The sequence below is a fragment of the Actinomycetes bacterium genome, assembly GCA_036510875.1.
Lineage (GTDB): Bacteria > Actinomycetota > Actinomycetes > Prado026 > Prado026 > DATCDE01.
This window is the reverse complement of sequence record DATCDE010000194.1, coordinates 1-15,553: the sequence shown is the minus strand read 5'-3', so window position 1 is coordinate 15,553 and position 15,553 is coordinate 1. Positions and strand designations below refer to the sequence as shown.

Genomic DNA, 15,553 nt, shown 5'->3' with positions numbered 1-15,553 from the left:
CCCGCTGTGCGCGCGGCCGAGACGAGGCAGGATGATCGAGACGAAGGGGGTGGGCCGGGATGGCGCCATCGCGACCGGGACAGGCGGTACTGGCTGCGCTCGCGGCGGCGGCCGCGGGAGGCCTCGCGGCGGCCGGCGGCTACGCCGCCCTGCTGCGCCGTCCGCTGCCCAAGACCTCGGGGGAGCTGCGGATCGCCGCGCTGCACGCGCCGGTCGAGGTGGTGCGGGACCGCTGGGGCATCCCGCACATCTACGCCGGCGACCTGCACGACCTGTTCCTCGCGCAGGGCTACGTGCACGCGCAGGACCGGCTGTGGCAGCTCGACTTCAACCGTCGGCTGGTCGCGGGCCGGCTGGCCGAGGTTCTCGGCGAGGTGGCCGTCCCCCTGGACCGGTGGATGCGGACCCTGAGCATGCGGCACGTGGCCGAGCAGGAGCCCGCCCTCGTCGGGGCGGAGCAGCTGGCGCTGGTCGAGGCGTACGCCGAGGGGGTCAACGCCCGGATCGGGGAGGGCCGGCTGCCGGTGGAGTTCACCCTGCTGCGGTTCCGCCCGGAGCCGTGGACGGCGGTGGACTCCTTCTCCTGGGTCAAGATGATGGCCTGGTCGCTGTCGGTGAACTGGGAGGCCGAGATCCTGCGGGCCCAGCTCGTCGAGCGGCTCGGCCCCGAGCTGGCCGCGGAGCTGGAGCCCCCGTACGCGGCGGGACGGCCGTTCATCGTCCCCGAGGGCGTCGACTACTCGTGCATCGGCGGCACCGCGGTGCGCCGCAGCCACGCCGCGCAGGAGCTGGCCGGACCGTCGGCCGTCGACGGCATCGGCAGCAACAACTGGGCGGTCAGCGGCCGGCTGACCAACACTGGGAGACCGTTGTTCGCCAACGACATGCACCTGGGCCTGACCGTCCCGGCCATCTGGTACGAGAACCATCTCTCCGCGCCCGGGTTCGAGGTCACCGGCGTGAGCTTCCCGGGGCTGCCGGCCGTGGTCTCGGGACACAACGGCCAGGTCGCGTGGGGGTACACGAACGGGTTCGCCGACGTCCAGGACCTCTACCTCGAGCGACTGCGGCGCACCGACGACGGACGCGTCGAGTACGAGGTCGAGGACGGCTGGGCGCCGGCGGAGGTGCGGCGGGAGTCCATCGCGGTCAAGGGTGGCGACCCGGTCGTGGAGGAGGTGGTGGTCACCCGGCACGGGCCGGTGATCAACCTGCTGTCCGACCTGGCCGGTGAGCAGCCGCTGGCCCTGCGGTGGACGGCCCTGGAGCCGAACGCGATGCTCGAGGTGCTGTTCTCGATCACCAAGGCGACCAGCTGTTCGGACATGAGGGAGCGGCTGCGCGACTGGCACACCCCGGTGCAGAACGTCGTCTACGCCGACGTCCACGGCTCGATCGGCTACACCTACGCCGGTCGCGTGCCGGTGCGGGCCAAGGGGGACGGCCGGCTGCCGGTGCCCGGCTGGACCGGTGAGTACGAGTGGACCGGCACGGTGCCCTACGAGGACCTGCCGCACCTGGCGGACCCGGAGACCGGGTACATCGTCACCGCGAACAACCGGGTCGTCGACGAGGGCTACCCGTACTGGCTGGGCAACGACTTCGTGTCGGGCAACCGGGCCGATCGCATCCACCAGCTGATCGCCGAGGCCGGGGTCGTGGACATCGCCACGATCCAGCGGATGCACCTGGACCGGGTCTCGCTGCCGGCCCGCCGGTTCACCGCCGTCCTGAGCCGGTTGGAGACGGACGACCCCCGGCTGAGCGCCGTCCTCGACCGCATGCGCCGGTGGGACGGCACGCTCGGCACCGAGTCGCCGGAGGCGACGGTCTACGAGGTCCTGGTCAACACCCTCGCCTGCCGGCTGCTCACTCCGCGGCTGGGACCGCTGACCGCGCACTACCTGGGCAAGGGGCTCACCCCGGTGCTGGCCGAGCAGAGCCTGATGGGGGAGCGCTGCCACGAGTGGCTCGAGTCGGTCCTCGACCAGCCGGACTCGCACTGGTTCGACCTCGGCGGCGGCGAGCGCCGCGACGACCAGCTGCTCGTCGCGCTGCGCGAGACGGTGGACCGGCTGACCGAGAAGCTCGGCCCGGACGTGGACTTCTGGGCGTGGGGCCGGATGCACACACTGACCCTGCGCCACCCGTTGGGCGCGCAGCGGCCGCTGGACCGGCTGCTCAACCGCGGGCCGTACCCGATGGGCGGCGACGCCGACACGATCTGGAACAGCCAGGTCGCCAGCCATGACCCGGAGAACACCGAGCTGCCGATGATCGGCCCGCCGTTCCGGTTCATCGCTGACCTGGGTGACCTCAGCCGTAGCCTCGGCCAGCTGCTGCCCGGGCAGTCCGGGCAGCCGACCAGCCCGCACTACGCCGACAACATCGTCGAGTGGCTGGCCGGGGAGTACCACCCGCTGTACACGGACCGGGTCCGGGTGCTGGCCGCGGCCGAGGCCACCCTCCGGCTGCTCCCCACCCCCTGACCCCCCGAACCATGCGAGCTGAGGCGAGGCAGGGGTGAGATGAGGGCGAGGTCGGTCTACTACGCGCTGGCGGTCACCGACACCGTGCTGGCGGCCGCGGTACTGAACCGCCCGCGCTGGGCGACCAAGCCGCTGCTCATGCCCGTGCTGATGGTCGGCGCCGACCGGCGCAGCCAGCGGGCGCTCGCGCTGTCCTGGGCCGGGGACGTCGCACTCATGGGTAACGGCAAGGCCGCCTTCACCGCCGGGCTGGGCAGCTTCCTGGGCGCGCAGGTGGCCTGGATCGACGCCCTGCGGTCGCGCCCCGGTGGCGGCCTCGTGCGGCGGCGCCCCGTGGTCGCCGTTCCCTACCTCGTCACCTTGGCCGGCCTCAACGCGTACCTGTGGCGGCGCAGCGGGTCGGACCGAATCCCGGTCCTGGTCTACAGCGCCGTCCTCACCGCGATGGCGCTGGCCGCGGCAGACTCGGGCGACCCCGCGACCGCCGCGGGCGGGGCGCTGTTCCTCGCTTCGGATGCGCTGATCGCGTTGGACCGGTTCGGTGACGTGCACCTGCCCGGGCACGACGGCTGGGTGATGGGCACCTATACCGCCGCGCAGGCGCTGCTCGCCGGGCCGCCGTCCGGCTAGAAGTGCGAAGGGGCTACGGGCTCCATCGGCGTCACGAGGGCGACACGTCGTGGATGACCGTCAGGTCAGTGAACTCCGGCGGTCCGTCGAACAGCTCCGCCATCGTCGCCTGCACTGACTGCAGACCCTCCTGACGCCGCGGGTCCTGCTCGCGGGCTCGGGCCTTTTCCTCGCTCTCGAAGACGACCAGGACGTAGGCCCGAGCCGGGTCCTTCTGGTCCTGCATGAGCATGGTTCGCAACAGGCCCGAGTCCGGTGGCTCGATGGCCTGCAACTGCTCGAACAGGCGAGGCACATCCTGCTCGAGGCTTGGCTTGACGTGCATCTTGATCAGTTGAGCCCACATGCCAGAACCCCCATCAGAAATTGCGGGCCATCCCCGCATGCCGTGAGGGTGACACACCCAGGTGGTGCCGGTCGACGAATCGCGGAGGACGGTGGGCGCCACCGCTCGTCCTTCGCCTGCGGCCGCGGTTGCCCCGGGACAACCGTGCCGTTGGGTTTCGTCGCTGGGAAGCTCGCGGGTCCCCCACACTGATGTCGCGCGCGCGACATCAGTGTGGGCGCCGGGACGGAACGGTGGGGCGTCATGGACATGGACTTGGTCGACCAGGTGGTCGAGGTCGCCCAGCGAGTGGTTGCCAGCGGTGGGATCTCGGCGAACGGTCACGGCAACGTCAGCATCCGGGTCCCGGGCGCGGCGGAGATGTACTTCACCGCCGCGCCCTCGCTGCGCGACCATCCCCGCTCGGCCGTGGTGCGCGTGGGCCTGGACGGAACGCTGTTGGAGGGCGACCTGCCCCCGATCCAGGGGGCGGTGGTCGCGATGCACACCGCGATGTACGCCGACAGTGCCGAGGTTGGGTGCGTGCTGCACACCCACTCGCCGTATGCCACCGCCTATGCGGTCGCGCACCGGCCCATCGGGTGCTGGAACGAGGCGCTGGCGATGTTCGGCCTGCCGCACGGGGTGCCGGTGGCCGGGTACGGGCCGCGCGGCTCCGACGAAGCGGTCGCGAACATCCGAGCCGCCGTGCTGCCAGGGGTGCCCGCCGTGCTGTTGGCCAACCACGGTGTGCTGGTGTTCCATCGCTCTCCTGAGCTCGCGATCCTGGTCGGTGGCGTCATCGAGGAGGCCGCTCAGGCGGGGGCGAACGCGGGCAGCCTCGGTGGACCGGTCGAGATCCCGGAGCCGTTGCGGGCTGCGGCGTTGCAACGCGCGATGTCCTTCGACGACCGCGGAACCCAGCACGCGTAACTCGCCTGCGCCAGTCCTGACGTACGGCTCGTCTCGTCCGGCTGGCCGACGGCACCACCGGGCCGATTGTCCCCGGTCCGGCTGGCTACCATCGGGCAGGTCGGCGGCTGAGGAGAACACATGGTGCGAGGGCGATGCGCGGCCGGGCTGCTGGCGGTGGTCGCACTCGTCGGCGGGCTGCTGGCCGTTGCCCTGGCCGGCTCGGCCGGAGCGGCGACCTGCAGCCCCACGCGGCTCGCGGTGCAGACCGGTGCGGACGCGGGCGCGTCGAGCGTGGTCACCACGCCGGTCCGGACGACGGCCGCGGCCCTGGGCGCAGTGCCCACGCCGGCGCTGCCGCTGCCCGCGACCCGGGTCGCCCCCACCGAGAGCACCGGGTACGAGGTCAGCGCCACGATGGTCGGCTACCAGCTCGACAGCGGCGGGGACCTGCGGCTGTACCTGCGTGACGCCACCGGAGCGCCGCTCGTCGCTGACATCCCCGACCCGGCTTGTGTCGCCGCGGGCAGCCCGTTCGCCGCGGCCATCACCGCCGTCCGCACGGCGTTCTCGGCGTCCTACTCGGGCACCTCCACCGTCACAGCCGCGAACGTGCCGGTGCTGGTGAGCGGGGTCGGCTACTTCGATGCGGCCGGTGACCCGCAGGCCGCACCGAACGGGGTGTCCTTGCATCCGGTGTTGTCGCTGCAGCTCAACCAGCCACTCACCGCGGTGGACCGCATCGGGGGGGCCAGCCGGTACGAGACGGCGGCCCTGGCCTCGACGGCGGCGTTCCCCTCCGGGGCCTCGGTGGTGTTCGTCGCGTCCGGGGCCGGCTTCCCGGACGCGCTCGCCGGCGGGGCCGCCGCGGCCGCCCGCCACGCCCCCGTGCTGCTCGTCCAGCCGGACGCCGTCCCGGCCGCCACTTCGACCGCTCTCGACCGGCTGGCTCCGACCACGGTCGAGGTGCTCGGCGGGACCGGGGCCGTGTCCGACGCGGTTCTGGCCGCCCTGGCCGCGCCCGGCCGGACGGTGCACCGGATCGCCGGACCGGACCGGTTCACCACCGCGGCCATGATCTCGGCCGCGACGTTCGTCCCGAAGCCGGCTGACCTGTTCGTCGCGACCGGCCGTGACTTCCCCGATGCGCTGGCTGGCTCCGCTGCGGCCGGCGCGCTCGGCGTCCCGCTCCTGCTCGTGGACACGAACCGGGTCCCGGCCGCGACCGCCCAGGAGGTCAAGCGGCTGCAGCCGGCCCGGATCACGGTCCTCGGCGGCTCTGGCGCGGTCGGCGCCGCCGTTCTGACGGCACTACAGGCCTACGCGCCCATCCGGCGGCTGGCCGGCGCGAGCCGCTACGCCACCGCCGCGCAGGTCGCCGCCTCCGCCTTTCCGACGGCGAGCCGTGCCTTCCTGGCCACCGGGTTCGGGTTCGCCGACGCACTGGCCGGGGGACCGGCCGCAGCCGCCGTCCGCGCCCCGGTGCTGCTCGCCCAGCCGGCCTGCCTGCCCGCCGAGCCGGCGTCCGAGCTGGCCCGCCTCGACCCCTCGCAGGTGACCCTGCTCGGCGGGACCGGCGCACTTGCAGCCGGCGCCGCCCAGCTGGCCCCGTGCGCGACCTACCAGGCGGTTCCCTACGTCGGCACCGTTCCGTTGCCCAAGGGCTGCATCACTCTCACCCCGGCGATCGTCGGGGTGAAGGTCTACCTCGTGCAGAAGGCGCTCGGCCTGGTCGGGCACAACGAGCGCTACGACGCGGCCACCGTGACCGCTGTCAAGGCGTTCCAGCAGCGCAAGCAGCTGCCGGTGACCGGCCTGGTCGACCGGGCCACCTGGGACGCCCTGGGCACCGGCTACGACTTCTGCCTGGACCGCTACACCGCCCAGCCCACCGTGGCGCCGGCCGCCCCGGTCGCCGACCACATCGCCGCCCTGCTCGCCTTCGCCTCGGCGCAGGCGGGCAAGCCGTACATCTACGGCGGCGCCGGGCCGGTCGGCTACGACTGTTCCGGGCTGGCCCTGCAGGCGATGTACTCCGCGGGCCGGACGATCCTGGGGATCACCACCGACCTGCACGTACAGGCCAGCTTCGCTACCGCCGCCGTGATGTACCGCTCGACGGCGATGCTGCACGTCCCGCTCGCCCAGCGCCGCCCCGGCGACCTGGTCTTCTGGTACAGCGACGTGAGCCACATGGCCGTCTACCTGGGCAACGACCGCATCGTCGAGGCCGTCCGCCCGTTGGTGCGGACCGCCTCGCTGTGGGCGCACGGAACCCCACTGCCGACCGTCGTCCGGCCGTTCCCCGGCTGATCCACTGACGGCAAGACAACTCGCGGACCGTCAGCGGCGCATGCCAAGGTCGGCTCCCATCCGAACGGATGCGGGCTGAACGGAGATGTCATAGGGAACTGGTCATTGCTGCGCGCCGACCTGGCCTGTCGGCTGGTCACACCGGACGACGACGGCTGGGAAGCCGTCCGCTCCGCCAGGCTGCTCACCGTCGACCAGCAGCCAGCCGCCGTCGTCGAGGTGGCCGGGGTCGCCGACGTGCAGGCGGTGCTGCGCTTCGCCGCGGCGCACGACCTGACCGTGGCGGCGCAGCCCGGCGGCCACGGGGCCAGCCGTGCCCTCGACGGCGCCATCCTGGTGCGCACGGGAGCCTTGGATGAGCTGACCGTCGACCCGGCCGCACAGGTCGCCCGGGTCGGCGCTGGCGTCAAGCGGGGCCGGCCGCTGGACGCGCTCGACGGCAGCGGGCTGGTCGGCCTGGTGGGCAGCAACCCCGACGTGTCCGTCGTCGGCTTCCTGCTGGGCGGAGGGCTGTCCTGGTTCGGGCGGCGCCACGGCCTGGCGGCGCACTGCCTGCGGGCGGTCGAGCTGGTCGACGCCACTGGCGTGCACCGTCGGGTGACCGACGAGAGCGACCCCGACCTGATGTGGGCGCTGCGCGGCGGGGGCGGGGACTTCGGCGTGGTCACCGCGGTCGAGATCGACCTGCACCCGGCGCCGGAGATCTACGGCGGCAAGCTGATGTTCCCGATCGAGGACGCCCGCCCGGTGCTGCGGGCGTTCGCGGCCACCTCCCGGCAGGCGCCCGACGAACTGACCCTGTGGGCCAGCCTCATGCACTTTCCACCGGCCCCGTTCCTCCCCGAGCCGATCCGCGGCAAGTCCTTCGCCACGGTGGACGCGATGTTCCTCGGCGCTGTGGAACCGGCCGAGGCGCTGCTGGCGCCGATCCGGGCGGCCGGGACGGTGCTGCAGGACACGACGTCTGTGCTCAGCGCCGGCCAGCTCGGCGGGGTGGCGCAGGAGCCCACGGACCCGACGCCTGGGCTGGACGCGTCCGCGCTGATGCCTGGCTTCGACGATGCGGTGATCGACCGCATCCTCGAGCTCGCCGGCGACGCCAGCCGGACGCCGGTGATGGGCGTGCAGGTCCGCCACCTCGGCGGGGCGCTCGCCCGCGACGTCAGCGGGAACGCCGTGGCCCATCGGATCGAGCACGAGTACCTGCTGTTCGCCCTGGGCATCGCGCCGGCGGTTCCAGCCGTCGCGGCCGGGCTGGCCGAGGTGCGGGCCGGCCTCGCCGCGTACACCGTGGACCAGACGGCATTCACCTTCCTCTCAGCGCACGAAGGCGCCGAGCGGGCCTACGCCCCGGACCGGCTGCAGAAGCTGCAGCCGGTCAAGCGCGCCGTCGACCCGGACACCCGCATCCGCGGCAACCACCCGGTGCTCGGCAGCTAGCCCACCCACGACCGCCGTCCGCGACGCATGATGGGAAGTCGACGCGGGACGTCTCGAAGGTCGTGGTCGCGATGTGGGTGGAACGGCGCGGTGCGGCGGGGCTGGGACCCGCCGGGTGGCTGCTGGCCGCGCTGCTGCTGCTCACCCTCGCCGCGGTCGTCGTCCTCGTGGTGGTGCTGCTGGCCACCCGACGGTCGACGCAGCCGCAGGGGTCGGCATCTACGCCCCCGGCAGCCGGACCGTCGGCGGCTCGAGTCCTGCTCGACGAGCGGCTGGCGAGGGGCGAGATCGACCCGGAGGACTACCAGCGCCGCCGGGCCCTGCTCGAGGGCCCGGACGGCTAACCCGGCGCGGCGCGGCTCCGACCTCTGGGACGGCGTCCGCCGACGTGGTAGAAGCGAATACGGCAGATGCACCGCCGACAGAGGTGAGGCCGTCGATGACACGTGAACCGCAGCAGCCGCTCGCGTCGGTGGTCCGGTCGGCGCTGACGCCGGTCGTCCACGAGCCGGGACCGCTGCTGCTCGCGCTGCACGCCGTGCAGCAGGCCCTGGGGCACGTCCCCGACGACGCTGTGCCGGTCATCGCCGACGAGCTCAACCTCTCGCGGGCCGACATCCACGGGGTGGTCACGTTCTACCGTGACTTCCGCCGGACGCCGGCCGGGCGGACCCAGGTCCGGGTGTGCCGGGCCGAGGCGTGCCAGGCGGTCGGCGGTCAGGCCCTGCTGGACGGCGTGACGCAGCGGCTCGGCGTCGGCGTGGGGGAGACGTCCGTCGACGGCGCGGTCACCGTCGAGGAGGTCTTCTGCCTCGGCAACTGCGCCCTCGGGCCGTCGGCCCTCGTCGACGGCCGGCTGCACGGACGGCTCACGGTGGACCGGCTGGTCGGGCTGCTGCCCTCCGTGCCGACGGCTGAGGAGTCGCAGCGGTGAGCGTCGTCGCCTTCGTGCCCAAGGACGCGTCCGCCCGCTCGGTCGGCGCGGACGACGTGGCGGCCCGGCTGGGCACCGAGGCGGAGCTACGCGGCGTCGACCTGCGCCTGGTGCGCACCGGCTCGCGCGGCGCGCTCTGGCTGGAGCCGCTGGTCGAGGTGGCCGCCGCCGACGGCACCCGGTACGCCTTCGGGCCGGTGGAAGCCGGTGACGTCGAGGCGCTGGTCACGGCCGGGCTGCTCGACGGGCAGCCGGCGGGCGTGTCGCACCGGCTCGCGCTCGGGCCGACCGAGCAGATCGGCTGGCTGCGGGACCAGCACCGGGTCACGTTCGCCCGGGTCGGCGTAATCGACCCGCTGTCGGCCGAGGACTACGTCGCGCACGGCGGCCTCAAGGGCCTGCGGCGGGCGCTGGCCATGAGCCCGGCCGAGGTGGTCGCCGAGGTCACCGCCTCGGGGCTGCGCGGGCGCGGGGGGGCCGGCTTCCCAGCGGGCGTCAAGTGGGGCACCGTGCTGGCCGCGGACGGCATGGCCGGGCCGAAGTACATCGCCTGCAACGCCGACGAGGGTGACAGCGGGACCTTCGCCGACCGGATGCTCATCGAGGGTGACCCGTTCTGCCTGCTCGAGGGAATGGCCATCGCCGCGCACGCCGTCGGCGCCAGCCACGGCTACGTCTACCTGCGCTCGGAGTACCCCGACGCGGCCGTGACGCTACGGCGGGCCATCGAGACCGCCACCGCCCTGGGCTGGCTGGGCCGGTCGGTGCTCGGCTCGTTGCTGGCCTTCGACGTGTCCGTCCGGGTCGGCGCCGGGGCGTACATCTGCGGCGAGGAGACCTCCATGCTGGAGAGTCTCGAGGGCAAGCGGGGGGTGATCCGGGCCAAGCCCCCGCTTCCTGCGATCGCGGGCCTGTTCGGGCGGCCGACGGCGGTCAACAACGTGCTTACCCTCGGGACCGTGCCGGCCGTCCTGGCCGGCGGGGCGCAGGGGTACGCCGACCTCGGCGTGGGCCGCTCCCGCGGCACCCAGGTCTTCCAGCTGGCCGGCAACGTCGCACGCGGCGGAATCGTCGAGACCGCGTTCGGACTCTCCCTCGGCGAGCTGGTCGTGGGCTGGGCCGGCGGGACTGCGACCGGCCGGCCGGTCCGCGCTGTCCAGGTCGGCGGTCCGCTCGGCGCCTACCTGCCGCCGTCCCGCTTCGACCTGCCCATGGACTACGAGGCGTTCGCCGCCGAGGGGGCGATGGTCGGCCACGGCGGCGTCGTCGTGTTCGACGACTCGGTCGACCTGGCCCAGCAGGCCCGGTTCGCCATGGAGTTCTGCGCCACGGAGTCCTGCGGCAAGTGCACCCCGTGCCGGGTCGGCGCCGTCCGCGGGGTCGAGGTCATCGACCGGATCGTCGCCGGCGTGGACCCCGAGCAGAACGTCCAGCTGCTGACCGACCTGTGCGAGGTCATGACCGACGGCTCGCTGTGCGCCATGGGCGGGCTGACGCCACAGCCGGTGCTCTCGGCGCTGGCGCACTGGCCGGAAGACTTCCGGCGGCGAACTGGTGACAGTGCGACCACGGAGGTGGCGGTATGAGCCTGCTCGACGAGATCGACCGCGGCACCCCCGCCGCCCCAGGCGAGGCCACCGTCACGCTGACCGTCGACGGCCAGCCGGTGGCGGTCCCGCCCGGTACCTCGGTGCTGCGCGCCGCGTCGCTCGCCGGCATCGACGTCCCCAAGCTGTGCGCCACCGAGAGCCTGGAGCCGTTCGGGTCCTGCCGGCTGTGCGTCGTCGAGGTGGAAGGCGTCAAGGGCACGCCGGCGTCCTGCACGACACCCTGCTCCGACGGCATGGTCGTGCACACGCAGACCCCGCGGCTGGAGAAGCTGCGCCGCGGTGTCATCGAGCTGTACATCTCCGACCACCCGCTGGACTGCCTCACCTGCGCGGCGAACGGCGACTGCGAGCTGCAGGACATGGCCGGCGTGGTCGGGCTACGCGACGTCCGGTACGGCTACGCGGGGGACAACCACCTCGGCGAGGCCATCGACACGTCCAACCCGTACTTCGACTTCGACTCGAGCAAGTGCATCGTCTGCTCCCGTTGCGTGCGCGCCTGCGACGAGATCCAGGGCACCTTCGCGCTGACCATCGCCGGGCGTGGCTTCGACTCCCGGGTCAACCCGAGCCAGGGCGACACCTTCTTCGACTCCGAGTGCGTCTCCTGCGGCGCCTGCGTGCAGGCCTGCCCGACTGCGACGCTGCAGGAGAAGACGGTCGTCGAGCTCGGCATGCCCACCCGCACGGTCCTCACCACGTGCGCGTACTGCGGCGTGGGCTGCTCGTTCAAGGCCGAGCTCAAGGGCGACCAGGTGGTCCGGATGGTGCCCTACTCCGGCGGCGGTGCGAACGAGGGGCACTCCTGTGTGAAGGGGCGCTTCGCCTGGAGCTACGCCACCCACAAGGAGCGGGTGCTCACCCCGATGATCCGGGAGCGGACCACCGACCCGTGGCACGAGGTCTCCTGGGACGAGGCCATCGGCGACACCGCGCAGCGGCTGCTGCAGATCCAGGCCGAGCACGGGGTGGGCGCGATCGGCGGGATCACGTCGTCCCGCTGCACGAACGAGGAGGTCTACGTCGTCCAGAAGATGGTCCGGGCGGCGTTCGGCAACAACAACGTCGACACCTGCGCCCGGGTCTGCCACTCGCCCACCGGCTACGGGCTCAAGCAGACCTTCGGCACCTCCGCGGGCACCCAGGACTTTGCCAGCGTGGCCAAGGCCGACGTCGTCGTCATCATCGGGGCGAACCCCACCGACGGGCACCCGGTGTTCGCCTCCCGGCTCAAGCGGCGGCTACGGCAGGGCGCACAGCTGATCGTCGTCGACCCGCGGCGCATCGATCTGGTGCGCTCCCCGCACATCGAGGCGGCGCACCACCTGCAGCTGCGTCCTGGCAGCAACGTGGCGGTCGTCAACGCGATGGCCCACGTCGTCGTCACCGACGGGCTGATGGACGACGCCTTCGTGGCCGAACGCTGCGAGGGCACCGAGGAGTGGCTGGACTTCATCCGCCGGGAGGAGAACAGCCCGGAGGCGCTGGCGGAGGTCACCGGCGTCCCCGCTGCCGAGGTGCGGGCTGCCGCGCGGCTCTACGCGAGCGCGCCCAACGCGGCCATCTACTACGGGCTGGGCGTGACCGAGCACAGCCAGGGCTCGACCATGGTCATCGGGATGGCCAACCTGGCCATGGCGACCGGCAACATCGGCCGCGAGGGCGTCGGGGTCAACCCGCTGCGCGGGCAGAACAACGTGCAGGGCTCCTGCGACATGGGCTCGTTCCCGCACGAGCTGCCGGGGTACCGGCACGTGTCGGACGACACCGTGCGGGAGACCTTCGAGACCCTGTGGGGCCGCGAACTGGTCGCCGAGCCGGGGCTGCGGATCCCGAACATGTTCGACGCCGCCATCGACGGCAGCTTCCGGGCGCTGTACATCCAAGGCGAGGACCTCGCACAGTCCGACCCGAACACCCAACACGTGCTGCACGCGCTCGGGTCGATGGACCTGGTCGTCGTCCAGGACCTGTTCCTCAACGAGACCTCGAAGCTGGCCCACGTGTTCCTGCCCGGAACGTCGTTCCTGGAGAAGGACGGGACCTTCACCAACGCCGAACGCCGGATCAACCGGGTCCGGCCGGTGATGGCGCCGGCGACCGGCAAGCACGAGTGGGAGATCGTCTGCGAGGTCGCCCAGGCCATGGGCTACCCAATGCGCTACGAGCACCCCAGCCAGATCATGGACGAGATCGCGCTGATCACGCCCACGTTCGCTGGCGTCTCCTTCGAGCACCTCGACCGGGTGGGCAGCCTGCAGTGGCCGTGCAACGCGCAGGCTCCCGAGGGCACCCGGATCATGCATGTGGACCGGTTCGTGAGGGGCAAGGGCCAGCTCCTCCCGACGCGGTACGTGCCGACCACGGAGCGCTCGAGCCGGCGCTACCCGCTCATCCTTACGACCGGGCGGATCCTCACGCAGTACAACGTGGGCGCGCAGACCCGGCGCACCGAGAACGTGCGGTGGCACCCGGAGGACGTGCTCGAGATCCACCCGCACGACGCCGAGGTCCGGGGCGTCGAGGACGGCGACCTGGTGCTGCTGGCCTCACGGGTGGGGGAGACCGCGCTGCGGGCGCGGATCGCTGACCGGATGCCGGTGGGCGTTGTCTACACGACCTTCCACCACCCGGTGACGGGGGCCAACGTCGTCACCACTGAGAACTCCGACTGGGCCACGAACTGCCCGGAGTACAAGGTGACCGCCGTGGAGGTCACGCTCAAGACGTCGCACCGCCGGCCTGCGGCGGCCGGCGACGGTCGCGAGGCGGCCGAGCCGGCCCCCGAGGTGCGGCTCGCCGACGACATCGCCGCGCAGTTCGGCCACCTGCCGCACGACGAGGCGGTCGCCCGCATCGCTGGGCACGTGCGCAGCTTCTGGGACCCCCGGATGCGCGCCCGGCTGGTGGCCGCGGTGGCCGCGGGCGGAGAGGGGATCGACGAGCTCGTCTTGGAGGCCACCAGACAGCTGCACTGACGAGGACAGCACGAAGGCGCGGTACCCGCTGGGGCACCGCGCCTTCATCCCTGGGTCAGGAGGCGTTGAGGATGGCTTCGATCTCGAGCTGGATGGTGACCTTGTCGCTGACGACGACGCCACCGGTCTCCATCGCGGCGTTGAAGTCCACGCCGAAGTCGCGGCGGTTGATCTCAGCGGCGGCGCTGAAGCCTGCGCGGGTGCCGCCATAGGCGTCCGGGCCGAAGCCGTTGAGCTCCAGGCGCAGCGGGACGTCCTTGGTCACACCCCTGAGGGTGAGCTGGCCGTCGAGGACGTAGTCGTCGCCGTCCACGCGCACCCCGGACGAGCGGTAGGTCATGGTCGGGTAGGTCTCGACCTCGAAGAAGTCGGCGGACCGGATGTGGGCGTCGCGCTGGTCGTTGCCGGTGCTGATCGACGCCAGGTCGATGGTCGCGGTCACACTGGACCCCAGCGGCTCCTCGCCGGTCACGATCTCACCGGAGAACGTGGCGAACTTGCCACGGACCTTGCTGACCATCATGTGGCGAACGACGAAACCGACCTCGGAGTGGACCGGGTCGATGGCCCAAGTGCCGGCGACGTAGCCGGGGATCGTGGTGGCGGTGGTGCTGGCGGTCATGCTGACTCCTCGAGGGACGGATTCTTGAACCTTCAAGCAGCAGCCTACCCCATGTGCTTGACATTTCAAACATAGGCGTGTCGCAACCAACTGACCCTGAGCCCGAGGTGGTGCAGATCACGCCGGAACGGGACGTTCTGGTAACCCGCCATTCATCTGGGTCACCCACCATGGAGGAGCAGGCGCGACCTCTGCCGTTTTGGCGGGGCCGCACCCGGCGACACCGATGGAGCTGTGAGATGACGAAGACCGAGCTGATGGACCACTACACCGAGCGGGTCAACGCGGCGCTGGACGCCGGCCGCGAGGACCTGGTCGAGGACCTGACCGAGGCCTACCAGGCCGAGCGGTCCCGGCTGGCCGCCTGACCCCCGGCCCTGCATGAAGGGTCCCTTCTGTGCGCGTGGTCGTACCTTCTTGCCGTTCACTCGTGGCGAACGGCGGCCGGGGCGGCGTCCGTGAAGGGTGGGCTTGTGCGCCAGTGCGCACAGAAGGAGCCCTTCATGCGGGTGGGGGGCGTGATCTTCGGGTGAGCCTCCCCAGCAGCCCCCGGTTGCGGTTCGTCCCGCTCGACGAGTCCGTTCCGGACGACGTCCTGGACGGCGTGCTCGCCGTGGCGCTGTCCAACCCGGCGTTCCTGGCCACCCATGAGGGCTCGGCCAACGAGCCGGGCCACTACGACCGTTCGATGCTTGAGCGCGACCTCGCAGTGTCAGCTCTGGACCCCGAGCGGCACTCCTACGCACTCATGCAGGCCGACGGCGGCACCGTCGTCGGCTGGGCCGACGTCCTCGACCGGCACCCGCGCGACCAGGTCCCCTGGATCGGGCTGCTGGAGATCCACGGGCACCACCACCGGCGGGGCTACGGGCGCGAGGCGGCTGCCGCGCTGGCCGCGCACCAGCGGTCCCCTGGTCAGACCCTGATCTTTCAGTCGGGTCACTTGCGGTAGCCGTGTCTTGACGCGGAAGTGCCCTTGCTGCAAGGGAAGATCGTGATTGTCGAAGTCGCGATCAACCGAGCAGAAGGGCACCCGCGTGGTGAACGCTACCGGCCTGTTGTTCGATGTCGAAGATGAACTGCTGGTGCGTCCCGCACGGATTGTGCCGACCCCGGTGGCGGGGCGTCGGAGACGGATCTGACCCCGGTGGCCCGGCCGGGCGATGGGCACGTTCATCGACGAGTGCGTGGCCGCCATCCCAGCCGGTGCCCGCCAGGACCGCCGGTTGTGGATCCGGGTGGATTCGGCCGGCTACCAAGACCCGGTGGTCGAAGCCGCTGAGCGCCACCACGCGGACTT

Annotated in this window: 13 protein-coding genes; 11 read left to right on the top strand and 2 right to left on the bottom strand. The window is 72.2% G+C overall.

What is annotated here, in order from left to right:
- Window positions 1-59 precede the first annotated feature (59 nt).
- Together VIM19_11410 and VIM19_11405 are read left to right on the top strand one after the other, a co-directional pair.
- Window positions 60-2,489 carry a penicillin acylase family protein gene (locus VIM19_11410; GenBank protein ID HEY5185484.1) on the top strand — a complete coding sequence of 810 codons (2,430 nt, stop codon included), beginning with the start codon at window positions 60-62 and terminating at the stop codon, window positions 2,487-2,489.
- Between the two features lie 39 nt (window positions 2,490-2,528).
- On the top strand, window positions 2,529-3,119 hold the full coding sequence (locus tag VIM19_11405) for a lysoplasmalogenase (protein ID HEY5185483.1): 591 nt from the start codon (window positions 2,529-2,531) through the stop codon (window positions 3,117-3,119).
- 31 nt (window positions 3,120-3,150) lie between these two features.
- On the opposite strand, the gene VIM19_11400 is transcribed toward VIM19_11405, so the two are convergent.
- Window positions 3,151-3,567, bottom strand: a complete 417-nt coding sequence (locus VIM19_11400; GenBank protein ID HEY5185482.1) for an antibiotic biosynthesis monooxygenase — start codon at window positions 3,565-3,567, stop codon at window positions 3,151-3,153.
- 141 nt (window positions 3,568-3,708) lie between these two features.
- Here VIM19_11400 and VIM19_11395 point away from each other — a divergent pair, with 141 nt between their 5' ends.
- From VIM19_11395 to fdhF, 7 genes are all read left to right on the top strand, one after another.
- The gene (locus tag VIM19_11395; protein HEY5185481.1) at window positions 3,709-4,377 is read left to right on the top strand and encodes a class II aldolase/adducin family protein; all 669 of its coding nucleotides are present in this window, start codon (window positions 3,709-3,711) and stop codon (window positions 4,375-4,377) included.
- Window positions 4,378-4,497: 120 nt separating this feature from the next.
- Complete coding sequence (locus VIM19_11390; protein ID HEY5185480.1) at window positions 4,498-6,669, top strand: cell wall-binding repeat-containing protein; 2,172 nt, start codon at window positions 4,498-4,500, stop codon at window positions 6,667-6,669.
- Between the two features lie 105 nt (window positions 6,670-6,774).
- A complete protein-coding gene (locus VIM19_11385) occupies window positions 6,775-8,109 on the top strand; it encodes an FAD-binding protein (GenBank protein HEY5185479.1) in 1,335 nt (444 codons plus the stop codon).
- Window positions 8,110-8,180: 71 nt separating this feature from the next.
- Window positions 8,181-8,453: an SHOCT domain-containing protein gene (locus VIM19_11380; protein HEY5185478.1), complete on the top strand. Its 273-nt coding sequence runs from the start codon at window positions 8,181-8,183 to the stop codon at window positions 8,451-8,453.
- A gap of 95 nt (window positions 8,454-8,548) precedes the next feature.
- A complete protein-coding gene (locus tag VIM19_11375) occupies window positions 8,549-9,043 on the top strand; it encodes an NAD(P)H-dependent oxidoreductase subunit E (protein ID HEY5185477.1) in 495 nt (164 codons plus the stop codon).
- On the top strand, window positions 9,040-10,629 hold the full coding sequence (locus tag VIM19_11370; GenBank protein HEY5185476.1) for an NADH-ubiquinone oxidoreductase-F iron-sulfur binding region domain-containing protein: 1,590 nt from the start codon (window positions 9,040-9,042) through the stop codon (window positions 10,627-10,629). The genes VIM19_11375 and VIM19_11370 overlap by 4 nt, the downstream gene beginning before the upstream one ends.
- Entirely contained in the window at window positions 10,626-13,631 is a 3,006-nt protein-coding gene (gene fdhF, locus VIM19_11365; protein HEY5185475.1) for a formate dehydrogenase subunit alpha, read from the top strand. Before VIM19_11370 ends, fdhF begins: the two co-directional genes overlap by 4 nt.
- A 55-nt stretch (window positions 13,632-13,686) precedes the next feature.
- On the opposite strand, the gene VIM19_11360 is transcribed toward fdhF, so the two are convergent.
- Window positions 13,687-14,253: a YceI family protein gene (locus tag VIM19_11360; protein HEY5185474.1), complete on the bottom strand. Its 567-nt coding sequence runs from the start codon at window positions 14,251-14,253 to the stop codon at window positions 13,687-13,689.
- 239 nt (window positions 14,254-14,492) lie between these two features.
- Between VIM19_11360 and VIM19_11355 the strand changes: the two genes are divergently transcribed.
- Complete coding sequence (locus VIM19_11355; protein HEY5185473.1) at window positions 14,493-14,621, top strand: hypothetical protein; 129 nt, start codon at window positions 14,493-14,495, stop codon at window positions 14,619-14,621.
- A 161-nt stretch (window positions 14,622-14,782) separates the two neighbouring features.
- A complete protein-coding gene (locus tag VIM19_11350) occupies window positions 14,783-15,205 on the top strand; it encodes a GNAT family N-acetyltransferase (GenBank protein ID HEY5185472.1) in 423 nt (140 codons plus the stop codon).
- Window positions 15,206-15,553 lie beyond the last annotated feature (348 nt).